Genomic DNA, 26,285 nt, shown 5'->3' with positions numbered 1-26,285 from the left:
CGTCAACTCATCCAACGAGCCCGCACGCTTTACCGCTGGGACACCCGGCCGACAACCCGCCGACTCAGGTGACGCCTATTGCCGGTCGCTCTAAACCCCATGAGAGCCCGGGTACTGGTGGTCGACGACGACCCCGCGCTCGCCGAGATGCTCGGCATCGTCCTGCGCAGCGAGGGCTTCGTGCCCTCCTTCGTCGCGGACGGGGAACGGGCACTGGCCGCGTTCCGTGACAGTCGGCCCGACATCGTGCTGCTCGACCTGATGCTGCCCGGGATGAGTGGCATCGACGTGGCCCGGGCGATCCGGGCCGAGTCCGGCGTGCCGATCGTCATGCTGACCGCCAAGAGCGACACGGTCGACGTGGTGCTCGGGCTGGAGTCCGGCGCCGACGACTACGTGGTCAAGCCGTTCAAGCCCAAGGAGCTGGTGGCGCGGATGCGGGCCCGGCTGCGCCGGGGCGAGGACGTGGCGCCGGAGCTGCTCACCATCGGCCCACCGGGCAACCAGATCACCATCGACGTGCCGGCGCACACGGTCAGCCGGGACGGCGAGGAGGTGAAGCTGACCCCGCTGGAGTTCGACCTGCTGGTCGCGCTCGCCCGCAAGCCGCGTCAGGTCTTCACCCGCGAGGTGCTGCTGGAGCAGGTCTGGGGCTACCGGCACGCCGCCGACACCCGCCTGGTCAACGTGCACGTCCAGCGGCTGCGCGCCAAGATCGAGCCGGATCCGGAGCGACCTGAAATCATCCTCACCGTGCGGGGCGTGGGCTACAAGGCGGGCACCGGATAGCCTGGTGGTCACTGTGGTGACCTCCCCGCCCCCCGACTCCCCGACCGCCGCGGCCCGCTGGCAGCGCGCCGCGCGGGCGCTGTGGCGCGTCCTCGCCGGCCGGACGGCCCGGCTGGCCGGCGGCGTGCACCAGACCTGGCGGCGCTCCCTCCAGCTGCGTGTGGTGACCATCACCCTGGTCGCGTCCAGTCTGCTGGTCGGCGGGTTCGCGTACCTGATCGCGGACAAGATCACCAACATCCTGCTGGAGAATGCCGAGACGGACGTCCTGCTGCGGCTGCAGAACGGCAGCGAGTACGCCCAAGGGCAGTTCAGCCTCTACAACTCGCCGCAGGAGGCGCAGCTCCAGGACACCATCGACGGCACGGTCAACTACCTGGCCGGCGGTGACCCGACGCAGACCAGCGGCGTGGTGGTGGCGATCACCGCGGACAGCTTCCCCCTGGCCATCGAGCCGCGCACCTCGCCGAACGTGCAGGTGCGCCCGCTGATCAGCCCGGAGCTGCGGGCGACCGTCGCCGGCGGCAAGGTCGCCCACCAGATCGGCACCGGCGCCCTCGGCGGCGAGCGCACCAAATACCTGGTGTACGGCTCACCGGTGCCGACCAACTTCGGGCAGGTGGAGCTCTACTACCTCGTACCGCTGGCCCGGCAGGACGCCACGGCCGCCGACGCCCGGGCCACCGTGGTGGCCACCGGCGTCGCCCTGGTGCTCCTGCTCGGCCTGCTCGCCGCGCTGGTCACCCGGCTGGTGGTGACCCCGGTCCGGGTCGCCGCGCGCACCGCCCAGCGGCTCTCCGCGGGCCTGCTGGACCAGCGGATGGTGGTCAACGGCGAGGACGACCTGGCCCTGCTCGCCGCCTCGTTCAACCAGATGGCGACCAACCTGCAACGGCAGATCCTCCGGCTGGAGGAGATGTCCCGGTTGCAGCGCCGGTTCACCTCGGACGTCTCGCACGAGCTGCGGACCCCGCTGACCACGGTCCGGATGGCCGCCGACCTGATCTTCGCCGAGCGGGACGAGTTCGACCCGGCGGTGGCCCGCAGCGCCGAGCTGCTCCAGGCCGAGCTGGACCGGTTCGAGGAGCTGCTCACCGACCTGCTGGAGATCAGCCGCTTCGACGCCGGCTTCGCCGTGCTCGACTCCGAGCCCACCGATCTGGTGCCCGTGGTGCACCGGGTGGCCGAGCGGCTGGCGGGGCTGGCCGAGCGGGTCGGCGTGACCATCGAACTGGACGTGCCGGACGCGCCCGTGATCGCCGAGGTGGACCCGCGGCGGGTCGAGCGGGTGCTGCGCAACCTGGTCGGCAACGCGGTCGAGCACGGCGAGGCCAAGCCGGTGCTGATCACCCTGGGGATGGACCAGAGCGCGGTGGCGATCACCGTGCGGGACCACGGCGTCGGGCTCAAGCCGGGCGAGGAGAAGCTGGTCTTCAACCGGTTCTGGCGGGCCGACCCGTCCCGGGCCCGGCAGACCGGCGGCACCGGGCTGGGCCTGTCGATCAGCCTGGAGGACGCCCGGCTGCACGGCGGCTGGCTGGAGGCCTGGGGCGCGCCCGGCCAGGGCGCCCAGTTCCGGCTCACCCTGCCGGCCCGGGCCGGCGACCGGCTGACCACCTCGCCGCTGCGGCTGGTGCCGGCCGACGCCGCGCTGCCGTTCGGCGGTCCGCGCGACGGCGGGCTGCTCGCCATCGGTCCGGGCAGCGGGGCCGGGGCACTGGCCATCGGGCCGGTGGAGGGCAAGGCCGAGGTGACGTCGTGAGGCGCCGGGTGTTGGCCGTCCTGCTGGCCGGGGCGCTGCTGCCCGCCGGGTTGGCCGGCTGCGGCATCCCCGACCAGACCGAGGTCCAGGTCGACGGCGCGGGCCCGGCCGCCGAGCGGGGCTCGCTCAATGGCGGCGGGGCTCAGCCGCCCACCCCGGCGGACAGCAACGAGCCCGCGCCGTTCATCGAGAACTACCTCGCCGCCGCGGCGGCCGGGGAGCGCGAGCAGGCGTACACCCGGGCGAAGGAGTTCATCGCCGACGACGCGAAGGACGACCTGCGGGAGAAGAGGCAGAACAGCGAGATCGAGCTGACCGTGGTGCGGCTCCGGGAGCGCCCTGAGGTCACCCCGCCGAACAACGACCGCACCAGCACCGTCACCATCAAGGTGCAGCAGGTCGGGGTGCTCCGTGCGGACGGCACCCTGGGACCGGCGGCGGCCAGCGAGACCGAGTACGTGTTCCGGTTGCGTCCGGTCGCGCAAAACCGGCCGGAGCTGCGGATCTACGAGCTGCCGAACGTGCTGCTGGCCAGCGACGACGCGCTGTGGCGCTACTACGGCGCGCACACCATCTACTTCTGGAACTCGGACCTGACCCGGCTGGTGCCCGACCAGCGGTACCTGCCCGCGGCGGTGCCCGCGGAGCGGCGGGTCACCGAGGTGGTGAAGTGGCTCACCGGCGGGCCGTCGGACTGGCTGGCCCGGGCGGTGAGCAAGCTGCCCGACAACACCACGCCGATCAACAACGCCACCGGCTCGGACGGGCGCTGGGAGATCAACCTGAACATGCCCGGCGCCACCGAGAGCAATCTGGCCCAGCTCGCCACCCAGCTCGCCTGGTCGCTGCCCGAGCTGACCGGCCAGCTCGATCTGAAGATCCAGAACCAGAAGCGGCTGACCGTCGACCTGAAGCAGGAGCGGGCGGCGCACCCGGCGTACCCGGTCGGGGGGAAGCCGGAGCGGTTCGGCGTCTACGACGGCGCGATCCATCCGCTGAACGTCGTTGGCGAAACGAGCGGGCCGGTGCCCGTGGCGGCGGCCAAGAACCGGAACGTCGTCTCGGCGTCGCTCAACCGCTCCGCCGGCGACAAGGTGCTGGCCGCCCTGGTGGTCACCCGCTCGGACCGGAAGCAGGTGCTCCGGGTGGGCTCCGGCCCGGGACCGGTCACCGTGTTCAACGACAGCACGGAGGCGTACGGCGCCATCGGGCGCCCGACCTGGCTCCGCTCGCTCGACTCCGACAACCCGGCCGGGCTGGTGGTGGCCGACGGCCGGCTCTACCTGTTCGACGGGGCGGCCGGGATGCGACCGGTCCCGCTGACCATCTCCGGAAAGGTCACCGCGGTCGCCGGCTCGCTCGAGGGCCACCGGATCGCGCTGGTCGTCAACGGCGCCCTGTACGTCGCGGCGGTGAGCGTGGACGGGAGCCAGGTCGGCGTCGGTCAGCCGCGCCGGCTGGTCACCAGGCTCAGCCGCCCCACCGCCGTCGACTGGATCGGGGAGAACCAACTGGTCTTCGCCGGCTACGAGGGGAACCGGCCGGCGATCTACCAGACCACGGTCGACGGTGCCCTGGGGACCAAGCTCGAGGAGGACATCGGCGCCGAGGTGACCCAGCTGGCCGCCTACCCGGGGCCGGTCGGCGGCGGGCTGCCCGCCATCTCCTACATGTACGAGGCGAACAGGGCGGCCTACAAGAACAACCCGGTCGAGAACATCAAGCGGGAACAGGTGAAGGACGTGCCGACCCCGCCGGCCGGCAACCGGACGGCCAACCCCACCGCCCCCTTCTTCTACTACTGAGGCGCCGGTGCGGGACCTGGGCGGGCTCTGGTCGGACCTGACCGACCTGGTGCTGCCGGCCGGGTGCGCCGGCTGCGGGGAACGGGCGCCGGGCCTGCGGCAGGGCTTCTGCCCGCGCTGTGTCGGTGAGCTGGAATCGCTGCGTCCCGCGCCGACCCGCCCGGATCCGCCCCCGCCCGACCTGCCGCCCTGCGTGGCCCTCGGCCCGTACGCGGGGCCGCTGCGCGAGGGGCTGCTGGCGTACAAGGAACGGGGGCGGCACGGGCTGGCCCGGCCGCTGGGCGTGCTGCTCGCCGAGGTGGTCGCCGCGGCGGTGGGTACCGCCGGGCCGGTGACCCTGGTGGCGGTGCCGGACACCGCGCGGGCGGCCCGTTCCCGGTACGGCGACCACCTGGACCGGCTCACCCGGCACGCGGCGGCCCGGCTGCGCGCCGCCGGCTGGCCGGTACGGGTGGCCCGCCCGCTGCGCGCGTTGCCCCGGCCGGACTCGGTGGCCCTGGACAGCGCCGGGCGGGCCGCCGCGGCCGAGGCGGCGTTCCGGCTGCGCCGGGCCGGCGGCGGGGCGGTGCAGGGGCCGGTCGTGCTGCTCGACGACATCGTCACCACCGGGGCCACGCTGGCGGCGATCAGCCGGATCTTGCACGCGGCGGGAATGCCGCCAAAGGTCGCGGCGGTGCTCGCCGCAACGCAAAAGCGGCACCATCGGTGACGCTTCGTGTTTCCGTTTCACCCCATGGTGTATGACCTGTTAAATTTCGCGGCCCGCTTCGACAACCAGGGGTGACTGCTGACCCAACAGGAGTTAGCGTTTTCGTGTCGGGGGTAGGAGGTCTCTCAACCTTCCCCGGCACTGGAAGGAGGCGTAGCCGTACACAACCGGTCGACGCCGAGCGGGGCACTCCCAGGGCGCGTCGACCGGAGAGATCTGGACCGAACGACCGTCCGAACAAGGGAGGTCACGTGGACATCGTGGTCAAGGGCCGTAACGTCGAAGTGCCGGACCATTACCGGGTGCACGTAGCCGAAAAGCTCGCGAAGATCGAACGCTACGACCACAAGCTCATTCGCGTGGACGTCGAGTTGTTCCACGAGCGCAATCCGCGCCAGGCCGATCACTGCCAGCGGGTGGAAATCACCTGCGTGACACGGGGCCCGGTGATCCGGGCCGAGGCCTGCACGAATGATTTCTACAGTGCCCTGGACGCGGCGATAGCCAAGCTGGACACCCGGTTCCGCCGGGCGGCCGACCGGCGTCGGGTGCACCGTGGGCGGCACGCGCCGCTCTCCGTCGCCGCCGCCACCGCCGACCTGCCGGTGGCCGACCTCGACGCTCCAGGACTGGCGGTGCTGAACGGCCACGGGACGGCCACGGCCGTCGCCGAACGACCCGACGAGGACGTCTACGAGGAGTACGACGACCAGCCCTGGCACATCGCGCGGGAGAAGGTGCACCCCGCCGAGCCGATGACCGTCGACGACGCGCTCTTCCAGATGGAGCTGGTCGGCCACGACTTCTACCTGTTCCAGGACAAGGAGTCCGGCCGCCCGAGCGTCGTCTACCGCCGGCACGCCTACGACTACGGGATCATCTCGCTCGACACCGGACCCTGACCACTCCGGAGCGGACCGGCCGGGAGCCGTGGTGGACCACCACCACGGCTCCCGCCGTCAACGGGTGCGGTCGGCCGCCAGCAGGCCGTAGCTGAACGAGTCGGTGCGGGCGCCGTCCGGGCCGGGGAGCCGGCCGCGCAGCAGCCCCTCCCGCTGGAAGCCCACCTTCTCCAACACCCGCTGCGAGGCGACGTTCTCCGGCCGGGTACCCGCCCAGAGCCGGGCCAGCCCCACGTCGAACGCCCAGTCGGCCAGCAGTTCCACCGCCCGGGTGGCCAGCCCCCGGCCGCGCGCCTCGGGCAGCAGGCTGTAGCCGAGCATGGCCTGACCGGTGGCGGGTTCGTCGTACACGAGGGCGCAGCCACCCGCCACCGTGCCGGTCGCCGCGTCGAGGATGGCGAGGTCGGCCGAGCGGCCGGCCAGCCAGTGGCTCTCCGCCAGGCGGCAGCGCCGCTCGATCGACTCGCGGGTCGGCGGGACCGGCGGCACCCGGTTGGCCACCACCTCGGGAAGTGCGTGCAGCCGGTGCAGCGGGTCGGCGTCCGCCGGCCCGAGCCGGCGCAGCGTGACCACGCCGTCGGTGAGCCGGCCGTCGGGCAGGTCCGGCAGCAGCCGGGCGGTCGGCCCGGGCGGATCGTCGGCGAGGCGTACCCAGGCGGCCAGGTCGTACCGGCCGCCGTCCCGGGCGGTGCCGGCCGAGCGGCGTACCCCCTCGGGCCGGAAGCCGGCGGCCAGCGCGACCCGCTGGCTCGCGGTGTTCTCCTGGTCGGTGAGCAGCTCCAGCCGGGCGGTGCCGGCGGCGAAGGCGGCTTCCGCCAGCGCGCGGGTGGCGGCGGTCGCGACGCCCCGGCCCCGGGCCCAGGGCGCCACCCAGTAGCCGATCTCCAGCTGCCGGCGCGCCGGCACCGGGTTGCTGAGCCCGACCGCGCCGAGCAGCCGGTCGGTGGCCCGGTCGGCGATCGCGTACGACGCGCCGCCGGCGGCCCAGGCCGCGGGCTCGCCCTCGGTGATCCACCACCGTGCGCTCTCCTCGGTGTACGGGTCGGGCATGCCGGGCATGAACCGCTGGGTGACCGGATCGGCGCAGGCCGCCACGGTGTCCGCCACGTCGGTCAGCCGGGACGGCCGCAGCCGCACCCCGTACGCCTCGACGGTCTCCGGCGTCACCGCAGGTCCCGGGAGAGCAACCCGCCGACCCAGGCGTCCAGCCGCTCGCCCCGGTGCTGGACGCCGCCGCGGATGGTGCCCTCGATGACGAAGCCGGCCTTCTCGGCCACCCGCCGGGAGGCGGTGTTGCCCACGTTCGCCCGCCACTCGACCCGGGCCAGGCCGAGCGTGGTGAACCCCCAGGCGGCGAGCGCGGTCAGCGCAGCCGGCATCCAGCCGCGCCCCCGGGCGTACGGCGCGGTCATGAAGCCCACGTCGGCGACGAGCGGGCTGGCGGGGGAGATCCGCAGGTCGATGGAGCCGGCGTACCGGTCGTCGGGGTCGGCGATCACGTAGCTCGCGCCGGTGCCCCGGGCCCACGCCGCCTGCGCCACGTCCCGCAGGAAGCCCTCCGCGTGCTCCCGCTGGTACGGGTGCGGCACGGTGGTCCAGCGGACGGTCTCCTCGTCCCGGCAGGTGGTCACGATCGCGTCGAGGTCGCGTTCCTCGATCGGGCGCAGCCGCAGTTCGGTGCCCGCGGCGGTGGCGAAGAGGACGGGCTGCGGCCGGCCGAAGACGGCGGCCCGCCGGGCCGGCAGGGTGTCCGGGCCGTACGGCACGGGTTCGCCCGGCGCGGCCAGTTCGCTCGGGAACAGCGAGCCGATCCAGCCCTCCGGGCGGCCGTCGACGGCCGGCTGGGCCAGCCGCAGCTCGCCCTCGATCCGGAAGCCGGCCCGCAGCGCGACCAGTCGGGAGGCGTGGTTGCCGATCTCGGCCTGCCAGATCAGTCGGCGCAGCTTGAGCGCGTCGAAGGCCCAGCGGGCGACCGCCCGGGTGGCGCGTACCGCCACGCCTCGGCCGCGGGCCCACGGCGCGGTCCAGTAGCCCACCTCGCCGGAGTCCAGGCCCCGGTCGATCGAGACCAGGCCGCAGGAGGCGAGCAGCTCGCCGGTGGCCGCGTCGCAGACCGCGAACGGCGCGCCGGTGCCCTCCGTCCAGGCCGTCCCGCTGATCCCGGTCACGAAGCCGAGGGCGTGCTCGGGCAGATACGGCCGGGGTACGGTGGTCCAGCGCTGGATGTCCGGATCCTGGCAGGCGCGGTACACCGCGTCGGCGTCCTCCGCCCGCCAGGGTCGCAGCAGCAGACCGTCCTCGATGATCTCCACGGGCTCCATTCGGCCATCGTGCCGGATCGTTCGCGCTGGGCGTAACCGGATAACGACCGCTCAGCGGCCACCCGGGGTGTTATGTCGGGTTCCCTGCGCCGGACCGCCGCCACCAGTGACCATCGCCGCAGTGAAGCGCCTACGATGGTTCGAGACCGTCTAGGGGAGCGTTGATCCGTGTCGATTCTGGAAAAGGTCCTTCGCGCGGGCGAGGGCCGTATGGTGCGTCGGCTCAAGGCCATCGCCGCCGCCGTCAACTCGATCGAGGACGACTACGTCAACCTCAGCGACGACGAGCTGCGCGGCATGACCGAGCAGTTCAGGGAGCGGCTCGCTGACGGCGAGACCCTCGACGACCTGCTGCCCGAGGCGTTCGCGGTGTGCCGGGAGGCCGCCTCGCGGGTGCTCGGCCAGCGGCCCTACGACGTCCAGGTGATGGGCGGCGCGGCGCTGCACTTCGGCAACATCGCCGAGATGAAGACCGGTGAGGGCAAGACCCTGACCTCGGTCATGCCGGTCTACCTGAACGCGCTCGCCGGCAAGGGCGTGCACGTGGTCACGGTGAACGACTACCTGGCCGAGCGGGACGCCGCCTGGATGGGCCGGGTGCACGAGTTCCTCGGCCTGACCGTCGGCGTGGTGCTGCCCAACCGGCCGGCCAGCGAGCACCGCGCCGCGTACGAGTGCGACATCACCTACGGCACCAACAACGAGTTCGGCTTCGACTACCTGCGCGACAACATGGCCTGGTCGCGGGAGGAACTGGTCCAGCGCGGCCACTTCTTCGCCGTGGTCGACGAGGTCGACTCGATCCTCATCGACGAGGCCCGGACCCCGCTGATCATCTCCGGCCCGGCCGAGCACTCCGCCCGTTGGTACCAGGAGTTCGCCGCCGTGGTGGCCCGCCTCCAGCCCGGCACCGACGGCGAGGGCGACTACGAGGTCGACCACGCCAAGCGCACGATCGCGATCACCGAGCGCGGTGTCGCCAAGGTCGAGGACCGGCTCGGCATCGACAACCTCTACGAATCGGTCAACACCCCGCTGGTCGGCTACCTGAACAACGCGATCAAGGCCAAGGAGCTCTACAAGCGCGACAAGGACTACATCGTCAGCGACGGCGAGGTCCTGATCGTCGACGAGTTCACCGGCCGCATCCTGCACGGCCGCCGCTACAACGAGGGCATGCACCAGGCGATCGAGGCCAAGGAGGGGGTGGAGATCAAGCAGGAGAACCAGACCCTGGCCACCATCACCCTCCAGAACTACTTCCGCCTGTACGAGAAGCTCTCCGGCATGACCGGTACCGCCCAGACCGAGGCGGGCGAGTTCAACAAGGTCTACAAGGTCGGCGTGGTGACCATCCCGACGCACCGGCCGATGGTCCGGATGGACCGGCCCGACGTCATCTACAAGACCGAGAAGGCCAAGTTCAACGCGGTCGTGGAGGACATCGCCGAGCGGCACGAGCAGGGCCAGCCGGTGCTGGTCGGCACGGTCTCGGTGGAGAACTCCGAGATCCTGTCCCACATGCTGCGCCGCCGCGGCATCCCGCACTCCGTGCTGAACGCGAAGTTCCACGCCAAGGAGGCGGAGATCGTCGCCCAGGCCGGGCGCAAGGGCGCGGTCACCGTCGCCACCAACATGGCCGGCCGCGGTACGGACATCCTGCTCGGCGGCAACCCCGAGTTCCTCGCCGCCAACGAGCTCCGCCAGCGCGGCCTCGACCCGGTCGAGCAGCCGGAGGAGTACGCCAAGGCGATGGAGGAGGTCCTGCCCAAGTGGAAGCAGGCCTGCGACGTCGAGGCGGAGGAGGTCGCCGCCGCCGGCGGGCTCTACGTGCTGGGCACCGAGCGGCACGAGTCGCGCCGGATCGACAACCAGCTGCGTGGTCGTGCCGGCCGGCAGGGTGACCCGGGCGAGTCCCGCTTCTACCTGTCCCTCCAGGACGAGCTGATGAAGCGCTTCCGGGCCGGCGCGGTCGAGGCGGTGATGGACCGCTTCAACATCCCGGAGGACGTGCCGATCGAGTCGAAGATGGTCACCCGCCAGATCAAGAGCGCGCAGGCCCAGATCGAGGGCCAGAACGCCGAGATCCGGAAGAACGTCCTGAAGTACGACGAGGTGCTCAACAAGCAGCGCCAGGTGATCTACGCCGAGCGCCTCCGGGTGCTCAACGGCGAGGACCTCTCCGACCAGGTCCGCAACATGATCGACGACGTGGTCTCCGCGTACGTGGTGGGCGCCACCAGCGAGGGCTACGCCGAGGACTGGGACCTCGACCAGCTCTGGTCCAGCCTCAAGCAGCTCTACCCGGTGGGCGTCACCGTCGACGAGCTGGAGGAGGAGGTCGGCTCCCGGGCCGGTCTCGACCAGGACTTCCTGCTCGCCCGCCTCAAGGAGGACGCGCACGCCGCGTACGACCGGCGCGAGGAGCAGCTCGGCGAGGACGCGGTACGCCAGCTCGAGCGGATGGTCCTGCTCCAGGTGATCGACCGCAAGTGGCGCGAGCACCTCTACGAGATGGACTACCTCCAGGAGGGCATCAGCCTGCGGGCGTACGCCCAGCGCGACCCGGTCATCGAGTACCAGCGCGAGGGCTTCGACATGTTCGCCACCATGATGGACGGCATCAAGGAGGAGACGGTCGGCTTCCTCTACAACCTGGAGGTGCAGGTCCAGGAGCCGGAGCCGGAGGCCGAGGAGGTGCAGCTGCTGGAGAAGCCGGTGGAGATCCGCGCCAAGGGCCTCAACCGCGCGCCGCAGCAGCAGGGCCTGCAATACTCCGCTCCCGCGGTGGACGGCGAGGCCGGCCGGGGTGCCCCGGTCGTCGAGCGCACCGAGCAGCAGGCGCCGGCCCTCGGCGTCGGGAGCGAGTCCGAGCGCCCCGCCGCCTCGGGTCCGCGCCGCGCGCCGGCCGGGATGAGCGGCCAGGCCCTCGCGGCCAGTACCGCCCGCCGCGCCGCCCCGGGCCAGGTGGACTCCGGGGAGGGCCCGTCCCGCAACGCGCCCTGCCCCTGCGGATCGGGCCGGAAGTACAAGCGCTGCCACGGCGCCCCCAACGGCGGCAACTGACCCCGCCCGCACCAGCGACGACGGGCCCCGGCCGACAGGCCGGGGCCCGTCCCCATTCCCCGGATGAGCACGGCCTCGGGCGTCGGGTCCGGCGCAGACCTCGGGTGGACCTCCCAAGATCGCGCTCGATCCTGGATCGAGTGGTGTCGGCTTCGCTCCGATGCCACTACATCCTGGATGGAGCACGGTCTCATCGGGGCGCGCGGCGGCGTGAGGTCAGAGGAGGTCGAGGACGGTGCAGAGCCAGGTGCCGCGGCGGTGTTCCAGGCGCAGGGCGATGGCCCAGCTCGCGCCGCCGGGGCCGGCGAACACGGCGGCCGCCTCGACGGTCCCGGTCCGCGGTTCGCAGACCCGGAGCCGGCGGAGTTGGAGGGTGGGCCGGGTGGCGCGGCGGCGTACCGGGCCGAGTCGGCGGGACGCCCGGGTCAGCTCGGCGGCCACCCCGGTGGCGGCCTCGGGCAGGCAGAGCGGCCGGAGCTGGCCGGGTGGCCGGTAGCCGTTGACGATCTCCAGGAAGGTGCGGACGAACCGCTGCGCCGCCCGGGTGCCCTCGGGGGTGGCGGTGGCCAGCGCGTCGGCCGGGGGAGCGGCGGAGCGCCGCCCCGGGCCGGCGGGCACCGGCCGCACCTCGGCAGGACGGCTGGTGGGACGGCCGGGGTCCCGCCGGCGTGGGTCGAACAGGTCGAGGGTGAGCTGGTCGGCGTCGACCCAGGAGGAAACCTCGTCAACGAGCGGCGGATCGATCGGCGGGGCGGGGCGGAGGCGGACCGGGGGGCGCGGCGCCGGCGGGCGGCGGGTGTCGACCATCCTCAACCCCTGTTCGTTGCGTTTGCCTTCGTTTACCTCCGACCTGGTTCATTTTCGGGTACGGGGATGCCGAGCGTCAATGCCGGTGGGAAACGGGACGGTCACTCTGCGTCGCGATCGGTGAGCGGGTTGCCGCGTACCCACTCGGCGGTCTCGGCGTACTTGCGCTGGATGTACTCCTCCAGCCGGGCGCGCTCGACCCGCCACTGGCCGCGGCCGCCGATCTTGATTGCGGGCAGCTCGCCGCTGCGCACCATGTGGTAGACCTGCGAGTCCGACACGTTCAGCTCGGCGGCCACGTCGGACAGCAGCAGGAACCTCGGCTCCACGACGACTCCCGGGGTTGGCTTCGTTTGCCTCAGTTTGCCATCAGCAGCCCGGCGACCCCAGGGCCCGGCGCGCCGAACCGGCCGGGGGACACACCGGCGGGGAACTTCTCCCGGGCGGATGCGAGGTGTATGACGGTCACGGCGTACGGCATGATCGGCGCCCGGAGCCGGCGTCCGCCGGCGGGGCCTGAGCTTGGGAGAGACCCGTGACCGACGAGCTTGTCCGGGTGTACGTGCCGGCGACCGTCCCCATGCTGGCGCGGCTGCGCGAGGTGGGGCTCGCCGCCGAGGAGGCGCACGCGGTCACCCCGGAGCTGCGCGAGTGGTACGCCGAGGGCGACGAGGAGGAGCTGGAGTACGTGGCCTTCACCCGGGCCGCCCAGGACGCGCTGCTGCTGCTCCGGGCCGACCCGGCGGCGCCCCGGCGTCGGGTGGTCGTCTCGGTGGACCTGCCGGCCCGAGCGGTCGGCCGGGCCGGCGGTGAGCTGGGCTCCAGCGTGGTCCGGTTGGCCGGGCCGGTGCCGGTCAAGGCGGTCGCCGCGATCCACGTGGACGGCGCGGAGGCGGTCGACGACGTGGCGGCCGCCGCCGAGGTGGTCGCCGAGGCCCAGGCCGGTGACCCGGACGCCCAGTTCACCGTCGACGGCGCCGAGGACCACGAGCTGGAGTGGTACGACGTGACGGAGCTGGACCTGCTGCTCCGCGAGGTCGGCTGAGACCGGCGGGCCGGAGGTCAGCCCTCCGCCGGCTCGTCCTCGTCCTCGTCCACGCCCGGGCGCGGGCCGAGGGTGCGGCCGAACGCGATGAGCGCGGTGAGCGCCCCGACGAAGAGCACCCAGATGCCGTTGTCGACCCGCGAGGTGCCGAGGGCGGTCTGCGCCACCTGGTCCGCCTCGCTGAGCGCGGCGGCCAGGTCCAGCAGGCCGTGCCCGCCGACCCGGATGATCACCTCGGTCAGCAGCAGGAGCAGGCCCGCCCCGGCCCCCGCGACCAGGTACGACGGCCAGCGCAGCTGCGACAACTCCAGCTCGGCGCGGCTGCCGCCGCGCCCCGACCTGGAGCCGTCGGGCGCCGCCCCGGCCCGGCGGGCCGCCCGGCGGCGGGCCCAGGCGAGGTAGCCGAAGGCGACCAGGCCGGCGATCAGCCCGGCGAGCAGCGACTCGGTACGCGACACCCACTTGGCGGCGTCGAGCATCGACTGCTGGGTGTCCCCGGCCCCGAACAGGTCGGAGAGCGGGTCCCGGGCCCGGCTGAACAGCACCACGAAGACCTGCGCGGCCAGCGTCGCGGTGGCCACCCCGCCCACCACCCGCGCGTTGCGGGCGCCGGCCATCGCGCCGCCGATGATCGCCGCCGCCGCGGTGGTGCCGGCGATGGTGTTGGTGGTCGCGTTGTCGGCGTACGTCAGGTTGATCGCGACCGCGGCGGCGATCCCGACCAGCAGGCCGGTGCCGGCGGCGGCGAGGAAGCGCAGGGTGGTCCGGCCGATCGGGTTGGTCACCGCCAGCGCGACCGCGGCGCCGGCCACCAGCGCGGCGGTGATGACGCCGGGCAGCGCGTACGCGGAGAGGCTGATCGCGGTGACGCCCGCCGCGGCGGAGGTGATCGCCGCCCGGGTGGACCAGAGCATGGCGGCCAGCCAGCCGACCGACACCAGCGCCAGCACCAGCGCGCCGGGGGCGTACGCCGGCCGGTCCGCCGCCGGGACCGCCTCGTCGGCGGGGCCGGCGTCCGGCTGGTCCGGCACCTCGGCCGGGGCGACCTCGGGCTGGTCCGGCTCCGCGGCCGTGGAGCTGCCGGGCTGCTTGCTCATCGTCTCCCTTTCGACGGACGCCGGGTCGGCCGCGCCGGGCCGGGCAGGTCACCGGCCATCCAGCGTACGCGTCGCCCCGGGTGCCCCTCCGGACCCGCCCGACGATGCCGGGACGGTCCGCCGGGGCCGGGATGGGCGGTGACGGATCGCAGGTGTTACGCGGTCGGGACCGACGGTCCGTCGGTTGAGAGCGACTTGCGGCCTACGGTCCGTTGTGTTCGGGTGCGTCCGGTGTTCCGATCGGAGCCGGCACCGGAGGGGGTGTCGCGGGGTGCCGCATGGAAGAATTGGCCGAGGTCCCGCCGCCGCGACCGGTCCGCCGCGCGGTGCCCGGCACCCGGCCGCCCGGTCGGTGCCCGGCGGGTCCGGTTTCGCCACCGCCGTCGAGATCGCACAGGAGCCAGTGATGGACGCCGTGTTCTCCGTACCCGAGCCGCGCAACGAGCCGGTCCACACCTACGAGCCCGGCAGCGCCGACCGGGAGCGGCTCCAGCGGAGGCTGGTTGAGCTGGCCGCCGACCGGATCGAGCTGCCCATGACCATCGCCGGCGAGCAGCGCATGGCCGGCGGCGAGTCGATCAACGTGGTCCAGCCGCACAAGCACGCCCACGTGCTGGGGGTCACCGGCCACGCCACCCACGACGACGCCCGCACCGCGGTGAAGGCGGCCAAGGACGCCGCTCCGATGTGGCGGGCGCTGCCCTTCGAGGAGCGGGCCGCGATCTTCCTGCGCGCCGCCGACCTGCTCTCCGGCCCGTGGCGGGACACCCTCAACGCGGCCACCATGCTCGGCCAGTCGAAGACCGTCGTCCAGGCCGAGATCGACTCGGCCTGCGAGTTGATCGACTTCCTCCGGTTCAACGTGTACTTCGCCCGCAAGCTGCTGGCCGAGCAGCCGATGTCCTCGCCCGGGGTGTGGAACCGGTTCGACCACCGCCCGCTGGAGGGCTTCGTCTACGCGGTCACCCCGTTCAACTTCACCGCGATCGCCGGCAACCTGCCCTCGGCGCCGGCCCTGCTGGGCAACACGGTGGTCTGGAAGCCGGGTCCGACCCAGCAGTTCGCGGCGCACTTCACCATGCGCCTCTTCGAGGCGGCCGGCCTGCCGCCCGGCGTGATCAACATGGTGACCGGGCGCGGCGAGGAGGTCTCCGATGTCGTGCTCGCCGACCCGGACCTGGCCGGCATCCACTTCACCGGCTCGACGAAGGTCTTCCAGCACCTGTGGCGGACCGTCGGCGAGAACATCGCCCGCTACCGGGGCTACCCGCGCCTGGTCGGCGAGACCGGCGGCAAGGACTTCGTGGTCGCGCACGCCAGCGCCGACGTGGACGCCCTGCACACCGCGCTGATCCGCGGGGCGTACGAGTACCAGGGGCAGAAGTGCTCGGCCGCGTCCCGGGCGTACATCCCCCGGTCGCTGTGGGAGGGGGGCCTGCGGGACCGGCTGGCCGCCACCGCCGACTCGCTGACCTACGGCGACGTGACGGACTTCAGCAACTTCGGCGGCGCGGTCATCGACGACAAGGCGTTCGGCCGGCACCTCGCCGCGCTGGAGTTGATCCGCGGTGACGAGAGCTGCCGGATCCTGGCCGGCGGCACCGCCGACGACTCGGTCGGCTACTTCGTCCGGCCGACCCTCTTCGAGTGCTCGGACGCCGCGCACGAGACCTTCACCACCGAGTACTTCGGGCCGATCCTCGGCGTGCACGTCTTCGACGACGCCCGCTTCGACGAGGTGGTCCACCAGGCCGAGTCGATCGCCCCGTACGCGCTGACCGGGTCGATCTTCGCGACCGACCGCCGGGTGGTCGACCAGGTCGCCGAGAAGATGCGGTACGCGGCCGGCAACTTCTACATCAACGACAAGCCGACCGGCGCGGTGGTCGGGCAGCAGCCGTTCGGCGGTGCCCGGGCCAGCGGCACCAACGACAAGGCGGGCTCCTGGCACAACCTGGTCCGCTGGATGTCGCCGCGGACGATCAAGGAGACCTTCGTCCCGCCGACCGACCACGGGTACCCGCACATGGGCTGACCCCGGCGAGTGTCGCCGGTGGCGCACGGATCGTCACCGGCGACCGGCCGGCCGGAGGAGGGCCCGGCCGTCCCCGGCGGACTGTCGTCGGCCGACAGTGCACATCGGACGACCCAACAGGTGCCGAAAACGGCAAATCCTGGACGCCAGGTCCGACAAAGTGGCAGCTTAGAGGGCATGGCGGAATCCGGAGTCAATCCGACGGCGGCGGCCCTGCTCGGCCTGCTGCACGAGGGCCCGATGACAGGCGGCCAGCTGATGGCCGCCGCCGAGCGCCGGCTGGCGCCGTACTGGTCGATGACCCGCAGCCAGGTCTACCGGGAGCTCCCGGTGCTGGCCGAGAAGGGTCTGGTGCGGCTCGGGAAGCCCGGGCCGCGGATGAGCCAGCCGTACGCGATCACGGCGGCCGGGAAACGGACATTCTCCCGCTGGCTGGCCGAAAATCCCGGCAAGGACACCATCCGTAACCCGGTCGCGCTGCGGATGGCCTTCGGCAACCTGCACTCGGCGAGTCAGCTCAAGAACCTGTACGCCTCGGCGAACGAGTACCACAGCGAGGCCCTGGCGGCGGTGCGGGAGCAGGTCAAGAACGCCAAGAAGGAAGGCGAGAACTACGACGCCAGCGCGCTCGAGTTCGCCGTCGCCTATCACAAGGCGGCCCTGTCCTGGCTCAAGACCGCCCCGGTCGGCTGACACCTGCCGCAGGTCGGTCGGCGTAGGCAGTAGTCTTGTCTGTCGTGACCGCTGCCGATTACGCCGAACAGCTCAAGGAACTCGACGCCACCCTGCGCAACATCGAGGCCGTCCTCGACCTCGACAAGCTGCGCGAGCAGAAGGCCCGCCTGGAGCAGGAGGCCTCCGCGCCCGACCTCTGGGACGACCAGGCCAAGGCGCAGCAGGTGACGTCGCAGCTGTCGTACGTCAACGGCGAGATCACCAAGCTCTCCGACCTCCGCTCCCGGCTCGACGACGCCGGGGTGCTGCTGGAGCTCGCCCAGGCCGAGTCGGACCCGGGCACCCTGGCCGAGGTCGAGTCGGAGATCACCGGGCTGACCAAGGCCATCCAGGAGATGGAGGTCCGCACCCTGCTGTCCGGCGAGTACGACTCCCGGGAGGCGCTGGTCGCCATCCGGGCCGGGGCCGGCGGCGTGGACGCCGCGGACTTCGCCGAGATGCTGCTGCGGATGTACCTGCGCTGGGCCGAGCGGCACGGCTACCCGACCGAGGTCTACGAGACCTCGTACGCCGAGGAGGCGGGCCTGAAGTCGGCCACCTTCACGGTCAAGGTGCCCTACGCGTACGGCACGCTGAGCGTGGAGTCCGGCACCCACCGGCTGGTCCGGATCAGCCCGTTCGACAATCAGGGCCGCCGCCAGACCAGCTTCGCCGGCGTCGAGGTGCTGCCGGTCGTCGAGCAGACCGACCACATCGAGATCCCCGAGAACGAGATGCGGATCGACGTCTACCGGTCCTCCGGCCCGGGTGGGCAGAGCGTCAACACGACCGACTCGGCGGTCCGGATCACCCACATCCCGACCGGCATCGTGGTCACCTGCCAGAACGAGAAGTCGCAGCTGCAGAACAAGGCCTCCGCGCTGCGGGTGCTGCAGGCCCGGCTGCTGGAGCGCAAGCGCCAGGAGGAGCAGGCCAAGCTCCAGGGCCTGAAGACCGACGCCGCCGGCTCGTGGGGCGACCAGATGCGCTCGTACGTCCTGCACCCGTATCAGATGGTGAAGGATCTGCGGACCGAGCAGGAGACGGGCAATCCGTCCGCGGTCTTCGACGGCGAACTGGACAGCTTCATCGAGGCGGGTATCCGCTGGCGGAAGCAGCAGCAGCTCACCGCTGACGGTGCGTGATCGGGGTCGGACGCAGCGCGTCGTCGATCTCTGTCTGACCGGCTGAATCGATGACGCGACGCGTAACGACGGGGCGGGGGGCTTGGCTCCTCCATTACACCGCGTAGACTCTCGACCCGTGATTCAGCTTGAGCAAGTGACGAAGACGTACCCGAAGGCGTCCCGGCCTTCGCTCGACAACGTGTCCGTCTCGATCGAGAAGGGCGAGTTCGTCTTCTTCATCGGTCCATCCGGCTCCGGCAAGTCCACGATCATCAAGATGCTGCTGCACGAGGTCACCCCCAACAAGGGGCGGATCGTCGTCAACGGCAAGGACGTCACGTCGATGCGCTCCTGGAAGCGACCCGCCTTCCGGCGTTCCATCGGCTGCGTCTTCCAGGACTTCCGCCTCCTGCCGAACCGCACCGCGTACGAGAACGTGGCGTTCGCGCTGGAGGTGATCGGCAAGACCAAGGCGGTCGCCCGCCGGGTCGTGCCGGAGGTGCTGGAGCTGGTCGGTCTCGGTGGGAAGGAGCACCGCTACCCCCACGAGCTCTCCGGTGGTGAGCAGCAGCGTGTCGCCGTGGCCCGGGCGTTCGTGAACCGCCCGCTGATCCTGCTGGCGGACGAGCCCACCGGAAACCTGGACCCGGACACGTCGATCGAGATCATGCGCCTGCTGGACCGGATCAACCGCACCGGCACGACCGTCGTGATGGTCACGCACGACTCCAACATCGTGAACCAGATGCGCCGCCGCGTCGTTGAGATCGAGAGCGGCCGCATCGTGCGCGACCAGCACCGCGGCGTCTACGGCTGAGCCGTTCCGGCTGACGATCCGTAGACCCTGACGACGAACACCTCACGCCGGAGAGCCGGAGGAATTTCCCGATGCGGATGAAGTACGTCCTGTCCGAGGTACTGGTCGGACTGTGGCGCAACGTCACCATGACCATCGCGATGATCATCACGTTGGCGGTGTCGCTGTTCATGCTGGGCGGCAGCGGCCTTCTTTACCAGAAGGTCGGCGACATGAAGGACCTCTACTACGAGAACGTCCAGGTGTCGATCTTCCTCAAGACCGACGTCAACGAGCAGCAGCGCACCGACCTGGACGCGAAGCTGAAGGGCGACCCGCTGGTCAAGGAGGTCACCTACGTCAACAAGGACGAGGCGTACAACCGCTTCAAGCAGATGTACGCCGACGCCCCCGACCTGGTGAACGCCGTCAAGCCGGACCAGCTGCCCGAGTCGTTCCGGATCACGCTGAAGAACCCGGAGCAGTACAAGAGCATCTACGACCAGTACAAGGACACCGAGGGGGTCGACGAGATCGTCGACCAGAGCAAGCTGCTCGACAAGGTCTTCGGCGTGCTGACCGGGTTCCAGAACGGCGCGCTGGCCATCGCGATCGTGATGGCGATCGCCGCGCTGCTGCTGGTCGCGAACACCATCCAGGTGGCCGCGTACAGCAAGCGGCGGGAGGTGGCGGTCATGAAGCTGGTCGGCGCCTCGAACTGGTTCATCCAGGCGCCGTTCGTGCTGGAGGCGGTGGTCGCCGGTCTGCTCGGCTCGATCCTCGGCCTGATCGCCCTGGCCACCGTCAAGGTGGTGGCCGCCGGCAGCTCGATGGCCGCCCTGGAGGGGCTGATCACGCCGATCTCCTGGTCCGACATCCTCCTGGCGTTCCCGCTGATGGCCGGCGTCGGTGGCCTGGTCAGCGCGGTCACCGCCTGGGTCACGCTCCGCTTCTACCTGCGGGTCTAGTCTCCGCGACGGCTCTCCAGGGGCCCTCCCGCGCCGGAATAAACCGGGCGGGAGGGCCCTTGTGCTTCGGGTAGCATGATCCCCGCTTCGCGCCCGGTGGGGCTGCGGACCGAACGGAAGGGAGGTGGCGCCGATGCCACGGGAAAAGGGCCGCAAGGTGGTCGCCTCCAACAAGAAGGCGCGCCACGACTACGCCATCCTCGACACGTACGAGGCGGGCATGGCGCTGACCGGCACCGAGGTCAAGTCGCTGCGGGCCGGGCGGGCGTCGCTGGTCGACGCGTTCGCCCAGGAGCGCAACGGCGAGCTCTACCTGCACGGCATGCACATCCCGGAGTACACCCAGGGCACCTGGACCAACCACGAGCCCCGGCGTACCCGGAAGCTGCTGCTCAAGCGGCTGGAGATCGACCGGCTGATCGGCAAGACCCGGGAGAGCGGTCTCACCCTGGTGCCGTTGCAGGTCTACTTCTCCGACGGCTGGGCCAAGGTGGAGATCGGCCTGGCCAAGGGTAAGAAATCGTACGACAAGCGGCAGGACCTCGCCAAGCGGGACGCCGAGCGGGAGATGGCCCGTGTGGCGGGCCGGCGCGGCAAGGGGATGGATGACTGATACGTCCGGTTTGTTCGGGCGGCCGGCCAGGGCCGGCCTCGGAATGAATCCGGTTGCGCCAGGCGTTAGGCTTGGTGGTGCTGCCGACAGGGGCAGCCCTTCGAGGGGGTGACTGGTTTCGACTTCGTACGTTGCGGCAGGGGAAGCGAGCCGAGGAAGCCGACGTCGTCTCGTGAATCGGTCGTCGGAAACCAATAAGCGCCAAGAACAATCGCGCTGACTTCGCTCTCGCCGCCTGAGGCGAGTAGCAAGTCTGTCGGCCTGGGAGCGCCTTCGACCCAGTTAGCCGGCATCAGCTAGAAGGCTGGCCAATCGGACCCGGTCGCGGGGTCCGTGCGGCGAGATCAATCAGCGACTGGGCCCGTCACACCGACTCGCTCGCGTGATCGGAGGGGCCGAGTAGAGGCACAGCGAGCTGCGCTCGGAGAAGCCCTGACAAGGCGGCGAAGGACCCGGGTTCGATTCCCGGCACCTCCACCACCTGACCTGTGCGCCCCGGTCCACCTGGACCGGGGCGCACAGTCGTCTCCAGGCAAGGTCGCACGTTTCCGGATCGCAGGGGGGCGGGCGGGTAACCCACTGCGACTGCAGGGGCTGGTGCGACAAGTGGGGCTTGTGGGACAGATGAGGTGCCCGCCGGGCCTGGACAGGCCCGAGGCGTCGGGTCCACCATCTCTGTACCCGGTAGCGCAGGAGCGTCGGCTCCAGGTCGCGGCGCGGCGGCGGACTCGCCGAGCTGGAGCCGTCGGACGGGAGGTGCCCATGGTCACCGGTCCGATCCAGCAGCCGTCCCCGGTCGCCGCGGCGGCTCGACCGCCCGCCGCGCGCCAGCCCATCCTCCTCGGCGACGTGCACGCCCTCGCCCGGGCGCTCGCCGTGCCACCGGGGGAGCCGCGCTGGCGGGAGCGTCTGATCCTTCAGCTCGGCCCGGTCCGGCACGGCTTCGCCGAGCACGTCCGGATCACCGAAGGCCCCACCGGCCTCTACGCCGAACTGCTCCACCAGGCCCCTCGGCTCGACCGGGGCGTACGCCAGCTGACCCGGGAGCACGCCGTGATCGTGGCGGCGCTCGCCGCCCTCGAGCACGCCGCCGGACTGCCGGAGGTGGCGGCCGAGGAACTGCGCGGCCGGGTCGGCGAGCTGCTCCGGGCGTTGCACCGGCACCGGCAGCGCGGCGCCGACCTGCTCTGGGAGGCGTACCAGGCCGACCTGGGCGGGGAGAACTGACCGGAACCGGACGGACACGGCCTGCGTCCAACCGGCATGCGTCGTTCGATCGCCCTGTTGGGGCTGCCGCTCCTGGTCCTCGCCGGCTGCGCCGCGCCCGGCTCCGGTCCGGCCGCGCCGCCGGCCACCACTCCGGCCACCACCGGCTGGCCGGCATTCGACCAGCGGGCCGCCCAGGTGGCCGACACCTGGCGGCCCGGCGAGGCGTGGCGCAGCGGGTACGTGCCGCTGGAGGACGGCACGGTGCTGGCCGGCGACCCCGGCTTCAGCGCCGACACCAAGTGGGCGTACGCCCAGGGCTGGTACCGGGAGCAGGTCACCATCCCGACCGGCACGCCGGCCGACGGGACGATCCGCTTCCCCGACGGCACGCTGCCGGCGCCGCTGATCAGCGCCGCCGCGGCGTACGCCCAGCTGGACAAGGGTGACCCGCCACCCTGCGCGGGGCGGCCGATGAAGCCCCCGACGGGCGGCTCCGGAAAGCCCGCGCCCGGCGGCCCGACCATCGAGCCGGGGCCGGACGGGCCGGTGGGTACCCAGGCGACCGAGCCCTGCGTGCCGCTGACGGTCACCGGCGTGACGTTGGGCAGCACGACGGTGCGGACCAGTCGGGGCCCCGCCGAGGTGCCGGCCTGGCTGTTCACCGTGGCGGAGCTGAAGGTGCCGGTGGCCCGGGTCGCGGTCGCGCCGAGCGCGGTCGGCGAGGTACCCCAGGGGATCGCCCCCACCTGGCCGGTGCCGGGCGGGGTCGTGACCGTGCAGAGCCTCGACGCGGCGGACGGCGCGCGCCTGGACTACAAGGTCGGAACGGGCGCCTGCGACGGCGAACCCACGCCGCTGGTGCTGGAGCGGGACGACCTGGTGGTGATCGGGGCCGGCGTGACCACCACTCCCGGGCCCTGCACCATGCAACTGGTCCTCAAGCCGGTGACCGTCACGCTGAAGGCGCCGGTGGGCAAGCGGGCGGTGCTGGACGTCGGCAGCGGCACCGCGCTGGTGGTGGGCCGCCGCTGAGCGGTCACAGGATCCGCGGCACGTCGGTGCTGATCGGCACCGGCAGCACCGTCGGCCGGTCGGCGGCCAGCGCCGCGTCCAGCGCCGGACCGAGCGCGTCCAGCGACTCCATCACCGTGGCCGCGCAGCCGTAGCCCCGGGCCACCGCGACCACGTCCAGCCCGGGCAGGTCCAGCGCGGGCACCCCCGGGGTGTGCTTCAGCTCGGCGAACGCCTTGAGGATCGCGTACTGGTGGTTGACCGGGACCACGATGGCCAGCGGCAGGCGCAGCTGCGCCGCCGTCCAGAGCGCCTGCACCGAGTAGTGCAGCGAGCCGTCGCCGATCACGGCCACCACCGGCCGGCCGCGCCCGGTGTCCCGTTCGCCGAGGGCGATCCCCACCGCCGCCGGCAGGCCGAACCCCAGGCCGCCGCTGGCCATCGTGAAGTACGACCGCGGCCGGTTGACCCGCAGCCGGCGGCGCAACGCGGCCAGGTTGGACGGTGACTCCTGCACCAGCACCCCGTCGGCCGGCCAATGCCCCGCCAGCGCCGCGAAGAGCGCGTCGGCGCTCGGCGGCTCGGCGACCTCCGGCGGCGCCGGGTCCGGGCGGGCTGCCGGTGGCGGCCGGCCGGCCGGCGGCACCAGCTCCAGCAGGCCGGCCAGGGCCAGGCCGGCGTCGGCGAGCAGGCTCTCCCCGACCGGGGCCCGGGCCGACTCGTCCGGGTCGTCCGTCACGTGCAGCAGCCGGGCGTCGTCCGGCAGGTAGTCGCCCGGCACGTGCGGGTAGTAGCGGAAGACCGGGGCGCCGACCACCAGCACCGTGTCGTGCCCGCGCAGCGTCTCGGCGAGCGGGCCGATCGCGTACGGCAGGACGCCACGGAAGTGCGGGTGGTCCTCGGGGAAGACGGCGCGCTCCGGTGCCGGGGCGGACCAGACCGGAGCGGCCAGCCGCTCGGCCAGTGCCACCGCGGCCGGCCAGGCGTCGGCCCGGTCCACCGCCGCGCCGAGCACCAGCGCCGGGGACCGACTGCCGGCGAGTACGGCGGCGAAGCCGCGCAGCCGGTCCGGGTCCGGGGCGATCCGGGTGGCGACCGTCCGCACCTGCGGGGGCGGGTCGGCGGGTCGGTCCCAGTCGTCCATCGGCAGGGAGAGGTAGACCGGCCCGGCCGGGGGCTGCACCGCGGTGGCGTACGCCCGCATGAAGGCCGCCGGGATGTCCTGCGCCCGGGTCGGCTCGTGCGACCACTTCACGTACGGCTGGGTCAGCTCCGCCGCCCGGCGGCTGGCCAGCCGGGGCTCGATCAGCAGCATCTCCCGGTTCTGCTGGCCGGCGCTGACGATCAGCGGGGTCTTGTTGTGCCAGGCGGTGACCAGGTTGCCCATGCCGTTGCCGGTGCCCGGGGCGGTGTGCAGGTTGATGTGCGCGGGCCGGCCGGTGGCCTGCGCGTAGCCGTCCGCCATGCCCATCGCCGACGCCTCGTGCAGCGCGTGCACGTAGCGGAAGTCGGCCGGGAAGTCCTGGAGGAAGGTCTCCTCGGTCGAGCCGGGATTGCCGAAGACGGTGGTCAGGCCCAGGTCGCGGAGCAGGGCGTACGTGGTGTCGCGCACCGTTGCCATCGCCGGCTGCCTCCCGTCCCCCGCGCCGTGCCGGAGACGGCCCGGTGATCAGCCTCCCGACCAATCGAATTTATCGGTCCCGGGTTGACTTTTCGGGCGCTTCCCAGCGGTCAGGGCAGCGGGAACGGCAGCTTGATCCCGTCGAGTGAGTGCCCGCACGGGCAGTCCCGCTCGGCCGGCAGCGCGGCGATCGCGTCCAACAGCACCCCGCGCAGCCGCTCGGTGTTCTCCGCGAAGACCCGGAAGACCTCCTCCTGGGTCACCGACTCGCCCGCCTCGACGCCCGCGTCCAGGTCGGTGACCAGCGCGATCGACGTGTAGCAGAGGGCCAGTTCGCGGGCGAGCACCGCCTCCGGGTGGCCGGTCATGTTGACCACGCTGCCGCCGATCGCCGCGAACCAGCGCGACTCGGCGCGGGTGGAGAAGCGCGGTCCCTCGACCACCACCACGGTCCCGCCGTCCACCGCCGGCACGTTCCGGCCCGCCGCTGCGTCGAGCAGCGTCCGGCGTCCCACCGGGCAGTAGGGGTCCCCGAACGGCACGTGCACCGCGCCCCGGTCGTAGTAGGTCTGCACCCGGCCGCTGGTGCGGTCGATGAGCTGGTCCGGCACCACGAACGTCCCCGGCCCCAGCTCCGGCCGGAGCCCGCCGACCGCGCACGGGGCGAGCACCTGGCGCACGCCGAGGGAGCGCAGCGCCCACAGGTTCGCCCGGTACGGGATGCGGTGCGGCGGGTAGCGGTGGTCGCGCCCGTGCCGGGGCAGGAACGCCACCCGGCGCCCGCCCACCTCGGCGATCGTGACCGCGCCCGACGGCGCCCCGTACGGCGTGTCCAGCTCGTGCTCGGTGGCGCCGTCGAGCAGGGCGTAGAGGCCCGACCCGCCGATCACCGCCAGCTCGGCCGTTGGACCCATCCGGTCCTCCCTCGATCCCGTCGCGATCACCCGCCGGTCAGACCTTAGCCAGCGGGCGAAGCGCAGGCTATGGTGCGTGGCATGGCGTTGACAGCGCGGACGCCCGACGACGGTGGGTGCGCCGCACCGGCGTACGGCTGACGGGTGTCGGACATGCAGGGTGAGGGACAGGCGATCGGTGGCCGGGCCATGGACTCGATGACCGGGCGGCTGCTGGTCGCGACTCCGATGCTCAAGGACCCCAACTTCGACCGTACGGTCGTGCTGCTGGTCGCCCACGAGCCCGGCGGCGCGCTCGGCGTGGTGCTGAACCGGGCCACCGAGGTCCCGGTGGCCGACGTCCTGGGCGACTGGAGCGACCTGGCCCGGCATCCCGCGGTGCTCTTCGAGGGCGGGCCGGTGCAGCCCGACTCGGCCATCTGCCTGGCCCGGATGCGGCATCCGATCAAGCCGGTGAAGGGCTTCCACCGGGTCTCCGGGGCGGTGGGCACCATCGACCTGTCGGTCGACCCGGAGCGGCTGCGGGACGCCATCGGCGGGATCCGGGTCTTCGCCGGCTACTCCGGCTGGGGCGCGGGCCAGCTGGAGCGGGAGATCGAGGAGGGGTCCTGGTTCGTCCTCGACGCCCTCCCCGGGGACGCCTTCGTCGACCGGCCGGACGACCTCTGGCCGATGGTGCTGCGGCGGCAGGGCGGCATGATGGCGGCGGTCGCCCACTTCCCCCCGGACGTGGCGCTGAACTGAGCCGCGCGGTGGGGTACCCCCGCGAGATGACCATGCCGACCGGCGTGTGTATAGTTCTCTGCGTGCCCGGGCGACCGGGGACGACAGCAAGGGGCCGTGGCGCAGCTGGTAGCGCACCACACTGGCAGTGTGGGGGTCAGGGGTTCGAGTCCCCTCGGCTCCACCCTTCGCGATCGGGGCGTTCGTCGGACACGACGGGCGCCCTTCGTCGTTTCCGGGCAGAGCAGTGG

23 protein-coding genes, 1 tRNA gene and 1 other RNA gene are annotated in these 26,285 nt (G+C 72.4%); 18 read left to right on the top strand and 7 right to left on the bottom strand.

Going from position 1 to position 26,285, the window contains the following annotated elements; genetic code table 11:
• The first annotated feature begins 99 nt into the window (after positions 1–99).
• The 5 genes from mtrA to hpf all read left to right on the top strand — a co-directional run bounded on the left by mtrA (position 100) and on the right by hpf (position 5,967).
• Positions 100–789 (top strand): MtrAB system response regulator MtrA, encoded by a 690-nt coding sequence (gene mtrA, locus ACGFI9_RS32200; RefSeq protein WP_091670731.1) that lies wholly within the window; start codon positions 100–102, stop codon positions 787–789.
• A 79-nt stretch (positions 790–868) separates the two neighbouring features.
• Entirely contained in the window at positions 869–2,551 is a 1,683-nt protein-coding gene (gene mtrB / locus ACGFI9_RS32195) for an MtrAB system histidine kinase MtrB (RefSeq protein WP_393184022.1), read from the top strand.
• On the top strand, positions 2,548–4,356 hold the full coding sequence (locus ACGFI9_RS32190; RefSeq protein ID WP_393184015.1) for an LpqB family beta-propeller domain-containing protein: 1,809 nt from the start codon (positions 2,548–2,550) through the stop codon (positions 4,354–4,356). The genes mtrB and ACGFI9_RS32190 overlap by 4 nt, the downstream gene beginning before the upstream one ends.
• Before the next feature lie 7 nt (positions 4,357–4,363).
• Positions 4,364–5,065 carry a ComF family protein gene (locus tag ACGFI9_RS32185; protein ID WP_393184013.1) on the top strand — a complete coding sequence of 234 codons (702 nt, stop codon included), beginning with the start codon at positions 4,364–4,366 and terminating at the stop codon, positions 5,063–5,065.
• A 251-nt stretch (positions 5,066–5,316) separates the two neighbouring features.
• Positions 5,317–5,967 (top strand): ribosome hibernation-promoting factor, HPF/YfiA family, encoded by a 651-nt coding sequence (hpf, locus tag ACGFI9_RS32180; protein WP_393184011.1) that lies wholly within the window; start codon positions 5,317–5,319, stop codon positions 5,965–5,967.
• A 57-nt stretch (positions 5,968–6,024) separates the two neighbouring features.
• Here the strand turns inward: hpf and ACGFI9_RS32175 are convergent, their stop codons facing one another.
• Positions 6,025–7,134 (bottom strand): GNAT family N-acetyltransferase, encoded by a 1,110-nt coding sequence (locus ACGFI9_RS32175; protein WP_393184009.1) that lies wholly within the window; start codon positions 7,132–7,134, stop codon positions 6,025–6,027.
• Positions 7,131–8,288 (bottom strand): GNAT family N-acetyltransferase, encoded by a 1,158-nt coding sequence (locus ACGFI9_RS32170; protein WP_393184007.1) that lies wholly within the window; start codon positions 8,286–8,288, stop codon positions 7,131–7,133. The genes ACGFI9_RS32175 and ACGFI9_RS32170 overlap by 4 nt, the downstream gene beginning before the upstream one ends.
• A 168-nt stretch (positions 8,289–8,456) precedes the next feature.
• Here ACGFI9_RS32170 and secA point away from each other — a divergent pair, with 168 nt between their 5' ends.
• Entirely contained in the window at positions 8,457–11,354 is a 2,898-nt protein-coding gene (secA, locus tag ACGFI9_RS32165; protein ID WP_393184005.1) for a preprotein translocase subunit SecA, read from the top strand.
• A 216-nt stretch (positions 11,355–11,570) separates the two neighbouring features.
• On the opposite strand, the gene ACGFI9_RS32160 is transcribed toward secA, so the two are convergent.
• Together ACGFI9_RS32160 and ACGFI9_RS32155 are read right to left on the bottom strand one after the other, a co-directional pair.
• Positions 11,571–12,161 (bottom strand): Rv3235 family protein, encoded by a 591-nt coding sequence (locus ACGFI9_RS32160; RefSeq protein WP_393184003.1) that lies wholly within the window; start codon positions 12,159–12,161, stop codon positions 11,571–11,573.
• 101 nt (positions 12,162–12,262) lie between these two features.
• Entirely contained in the window at positions 12,263–12,490 is a 228-nt protein-coding gene (locus ACGFI9_RS32155) for a helix-turn-helix transcriptional regulator (protein ID WP_393184001.1), read from the bottom strand.
• 206 nt (positions 12,491–12,696) lie between these two features.
• Between ACGFI9_RS32155 and ACGFI9_RS32150 the strand changes: the two genes are divergently transcribed.
• Positions 12,697–13,206: a DUF6912 family protein gene (locus tag ACGFI9_RS32150; protein ID WP_393183999.1), complete on the top strand. Its 510-nt coding sequence runs from the start codon at positions 12,697–12,699 to the stop codon at positions 13,204–13,206.
• A 17-nt stretch (positions 13,207–13,223) separates the two neighbouring features.
• Here ACGFI9_RS32150 and ACGFI9_RS32145 read toward each other — a convergent pair whose 3' ends face one another.
• Positions 13,224–14,303 carry a hypothetical protein gene (locus ACGFI9_RS32145; RefSeq protein ID WP_393183997.1) on the bottom strand — a complete coding sequence of 360 codons (1,080 nt, stop codon included), beginning with the start codon at positions 14,301–14,303 and terminating at the stop codon, positions 13,224–13,226.
• A 406-nt stretch (positions 14,304–14,709) separates the two neighbouring features.
• Here ACGFI9_RS32145 and pruA point away from each other — a divergent pair, with 406 nt between their 5' ends.
• The 9 genes from pruA to ACGFI9_RS32100 all read left to right on the top strand — a co-directional run bounded on the left by pruA (position 14,710) and on the right by ACGFI9_RS32100 (position 22,797).
• On the top strand, positions 14,710–16,338 hold the full coding sequence (gene pruA / locus ACGFI9_RS32140; protein ID WP_393183995.1) for an L-glutamate gamma-semialdehyde dehydrogenase: 1,629 nt from the start codon (positions 14,710–14,712) through the stop codon (positions 16,336–16,338).
• A 177-nt stretch (positions 16,339–16,515) separates the two neighbouring features.
• Positions 16,516–17,031 carry a PadR family transcriptional regulator gene (locus tag ACGFI9_RS32135; protein WP_393183993.1) on the top strand — a complete coding sequence of 172 codons (516 nt, stop codon included), beginning with the start codon at positions 16,516–16,518 and terminating at the stop codon, positions 17,029–17,031.
• A gap of 44 nt (positions 17,032–17,075) precedes the next feature.
• A complete protein-coding gene (gene prfB / locus ACGFI9_RS32130; protein ID WP_393183991.1) occupies positions 17,076–18,197 on the top strand; it encodes a peptide chain release factor 2 in 1,122 nt (373 codons plus the stop codon).
• Positions 18,198–18,315: 118 nt separating this feature from the next.
• Positions 18,316–18,996: a cell division ATP-binding protein FtsE gene (gene ftsE / locus ACGFI9_RS32125; protein WP_393183989.1), complete on the top strand. Its 681-nt coding sequence runs from the start codon at positions 18,316–18,318 to the stop codon at positions 18,994–18,996.
• A 71-nt stretch (positions 18,997–19,067) separates the two neighbouring features.
• Positions 19,068–19,943: a permease-like cell division protein FtsX gene (ftsX, locus tag ACGFI9_RS32120; RefSeq protein WP_393183987.1), complete on the top strand. Its 876-nt coding sequence runs from the start codon at positions 19,068–19,070 to the stop codon at positions 19,941–19,943.
• A gap of 133 nt (positions 19,944–20,076) precedes the next feature.
• Entirely contained in the window at positions 20,077–20,556 is a 480-nt protein-coding gene (gene smpB, locus ACGFI9_RS32115; protein WP_393183985.1) for an SsrA-binding protein SmpB, read from the top strand.
• Between the two features lie 104 nt (positions 20,557–20,660).
• Positions 20,661–21,036: a transfer-messenger RNA gene (gene ssrA, locus ACGFI9_RS32110) on the top strand.
• Positions 21,037–21,318: 282 nt separating this feature from the next.
• Positions 21,319–21,783, top strand: a complete 465-nt coding sequence (locus ACGFI9_RS32105) for a hypothetical protein (RefSeq protein WP_393183983.1) — start codon at positions 21,319–21,321, stop codon at positions 21,781–21,783.
• A gap of 36 nt (positions 21,784–21,819) precedes the next feature.
• Complete coding sequence (locus tag ACGFI9_RS32100; protein ID WP_393183982.1) at positions 21,820–22,797, top strand: hypothetical protein; 978 nt, start codon at positions 21,820–21,822, stop codon at positions 22,795–22,797.
• Positions 22,798–22,801: 4 nt separating this feature from the next.
• Here the strand turns inward: ACGFI9_RS32100 and mdlC are convergent, their stop codons facing one another.
• On the bottom strand, positions 22,802–24,397 hold the full coding sequence (mdlC, locus tag ACGFI9_RS32095; protein ID WP_393183980.1) for a benzoylformate decarboxylase: 1,596 nt from the start codon (positions 24,395–24,397) through the stop codon (positions 22,802–22,804).
• Positions 24,398–24,507: 110 nt separating this feature from the next.
• Positions 24,508–25,311, bottom strand: coding sequence for an S-methyl-5'-thioadenosine phosphorylase (locus tag ACGFI9_RS32090; RefSeq protein ID WP_393183978.1), 804 nt, complete (start codon positions 25,309–25,311; stop codon positions 24,508–24,510).
• 153 nt (positions 25,312–25,464) lie between these two features.
• On the opposite strand from ACGFI9_RS32090, the gene ACGFI9_RS32085 reads away from it, so the two are divergent.
• Together ACGFI9_RS32085 and ACGFI9_RS32080 are read left to right on the top strand one after the other, a co-directional pair.
• Positions 25,465–26,055: a YqgE/AlgH family protein gene (locus tag ACGFI9_RS32085; RefSeq protein WP_393183976.1), complete on the top strand. Its 591-nt coding sequence runs from the start codon at positions 25,465–25,467 to the stop codon at positions 26,053–26,055.
• A 90-nt stretch (positions 26,056–26,145) separates the two neighbouring features.
• Positions 26,146–26,218, top strand: a tRNA-Ala gene (locus ACGFI9_RS32080).
• The last annotated feature ends 67 nt before the right edge of the window (positions 26,219–26,285 follow it).

The sequence above is a fragment of the Micromonospora sp. NPDC048930 genome (genome assembly GCF_043197935.1).
GTDB lineage: Bacteria > Actinomycetota > Actinomycetes > Mycobacteriales > Micromonosporaceae > Micromonospora.
The sequence above is the reverse complement of the archived record's forward strand: the minus strand, read 5'-3'. Positions and strand labels throughout refer to the sequence as shown.

Coding starts and splice junctions, on each gene's coding strand:
- pruA (WP_393183995.1), top strand. CDS start 14,710: ATGGACGCCGTGTTCTCCGTACCCGAGCCGCGCAACGAGCCGGTCCAC.
- mtrA (WP_091670731.1), top strand. CDS start 100: ATGAGAGCCCGGGTACTGGTGGTCGACGACGACCCCGCGCTCGCCGAG.
- ACGFI9_RS32085 (WP_393183976.1), top strand. CDS start 25,465: ATGCAGGGTGAGGGACAGGCGATCGGTGGCCGGGCCATGGACTCGATG.
- smpB (WP_393183985.1), top strand. CDS start 20,077: ATGCCACGGGAAAAGGGCCGCAAGGTGGTCGCCTCCAACAAGAAGGCG.
- ftsX (WP_393183987.1), top strand. CDS start 19,068: ATGCGGATGAAGTACGTCCTGTCCGAGGTACTGGTCGGACTGTGGCGC.
- ACGFI9_RS32105 (WP_393183983.1), top strand. CDS start 21,319: ATGGTCACCGGTCCGATCCAGCAGCCGTCCCCGGTCGCCGCGGCGGCT.
- ACGFI9_RS32145 (WP_393183997.1), bottom strand. CDS start 14,303: ATGAGCAAGCAGCCCGGCAGCTCCACGGCCGCGGAGCCGGACCAGCCC.
- ACGFI9_RS32135 (WP_393183993.1), top strand. CDS start 16,516: ATGGCGGAATCCGGAGTCAATCCGACGGCGGCGGCCCTGCTCGGCCTG.
- ACGFI9_RS32160 (WP_393184003.1), bottom strand. CDS start 12,161: ATGGTCGACACCCGCCGCCCGCCGGCGCCGCGCCCCCCGGTCCGCCTC.
- ACGFI9_RS32090 (WP_393183978.1), bottom strand. CDS start 25,311: ATGGGTCCAACGGCCGAGCTGGCGGTGATCGGCGGGTCGGGCCTCTAC.
- ACGFI9_RS32100 (WP_393183982.1), top strand. CDS start 21,820: ATGCGTCGTTCGATCGCCCTGTTGGGGCTGCCGCTCCTGGTCCTCGCC.
- ACGFI9_RS32170 (WP_393184007.1), bottom strand. CDS start 8,288: ATGGAGCCCGTGGAGATCATCGAGGACGGTCTGCTGCTGCGACCCTGG.
- mdlC (WP_393183980.1), bottom strand. CDS start 24,397: ATGGCAACGGTGCGCGACACCACGTACGCCCTGCTCCGCGACCTGGGC.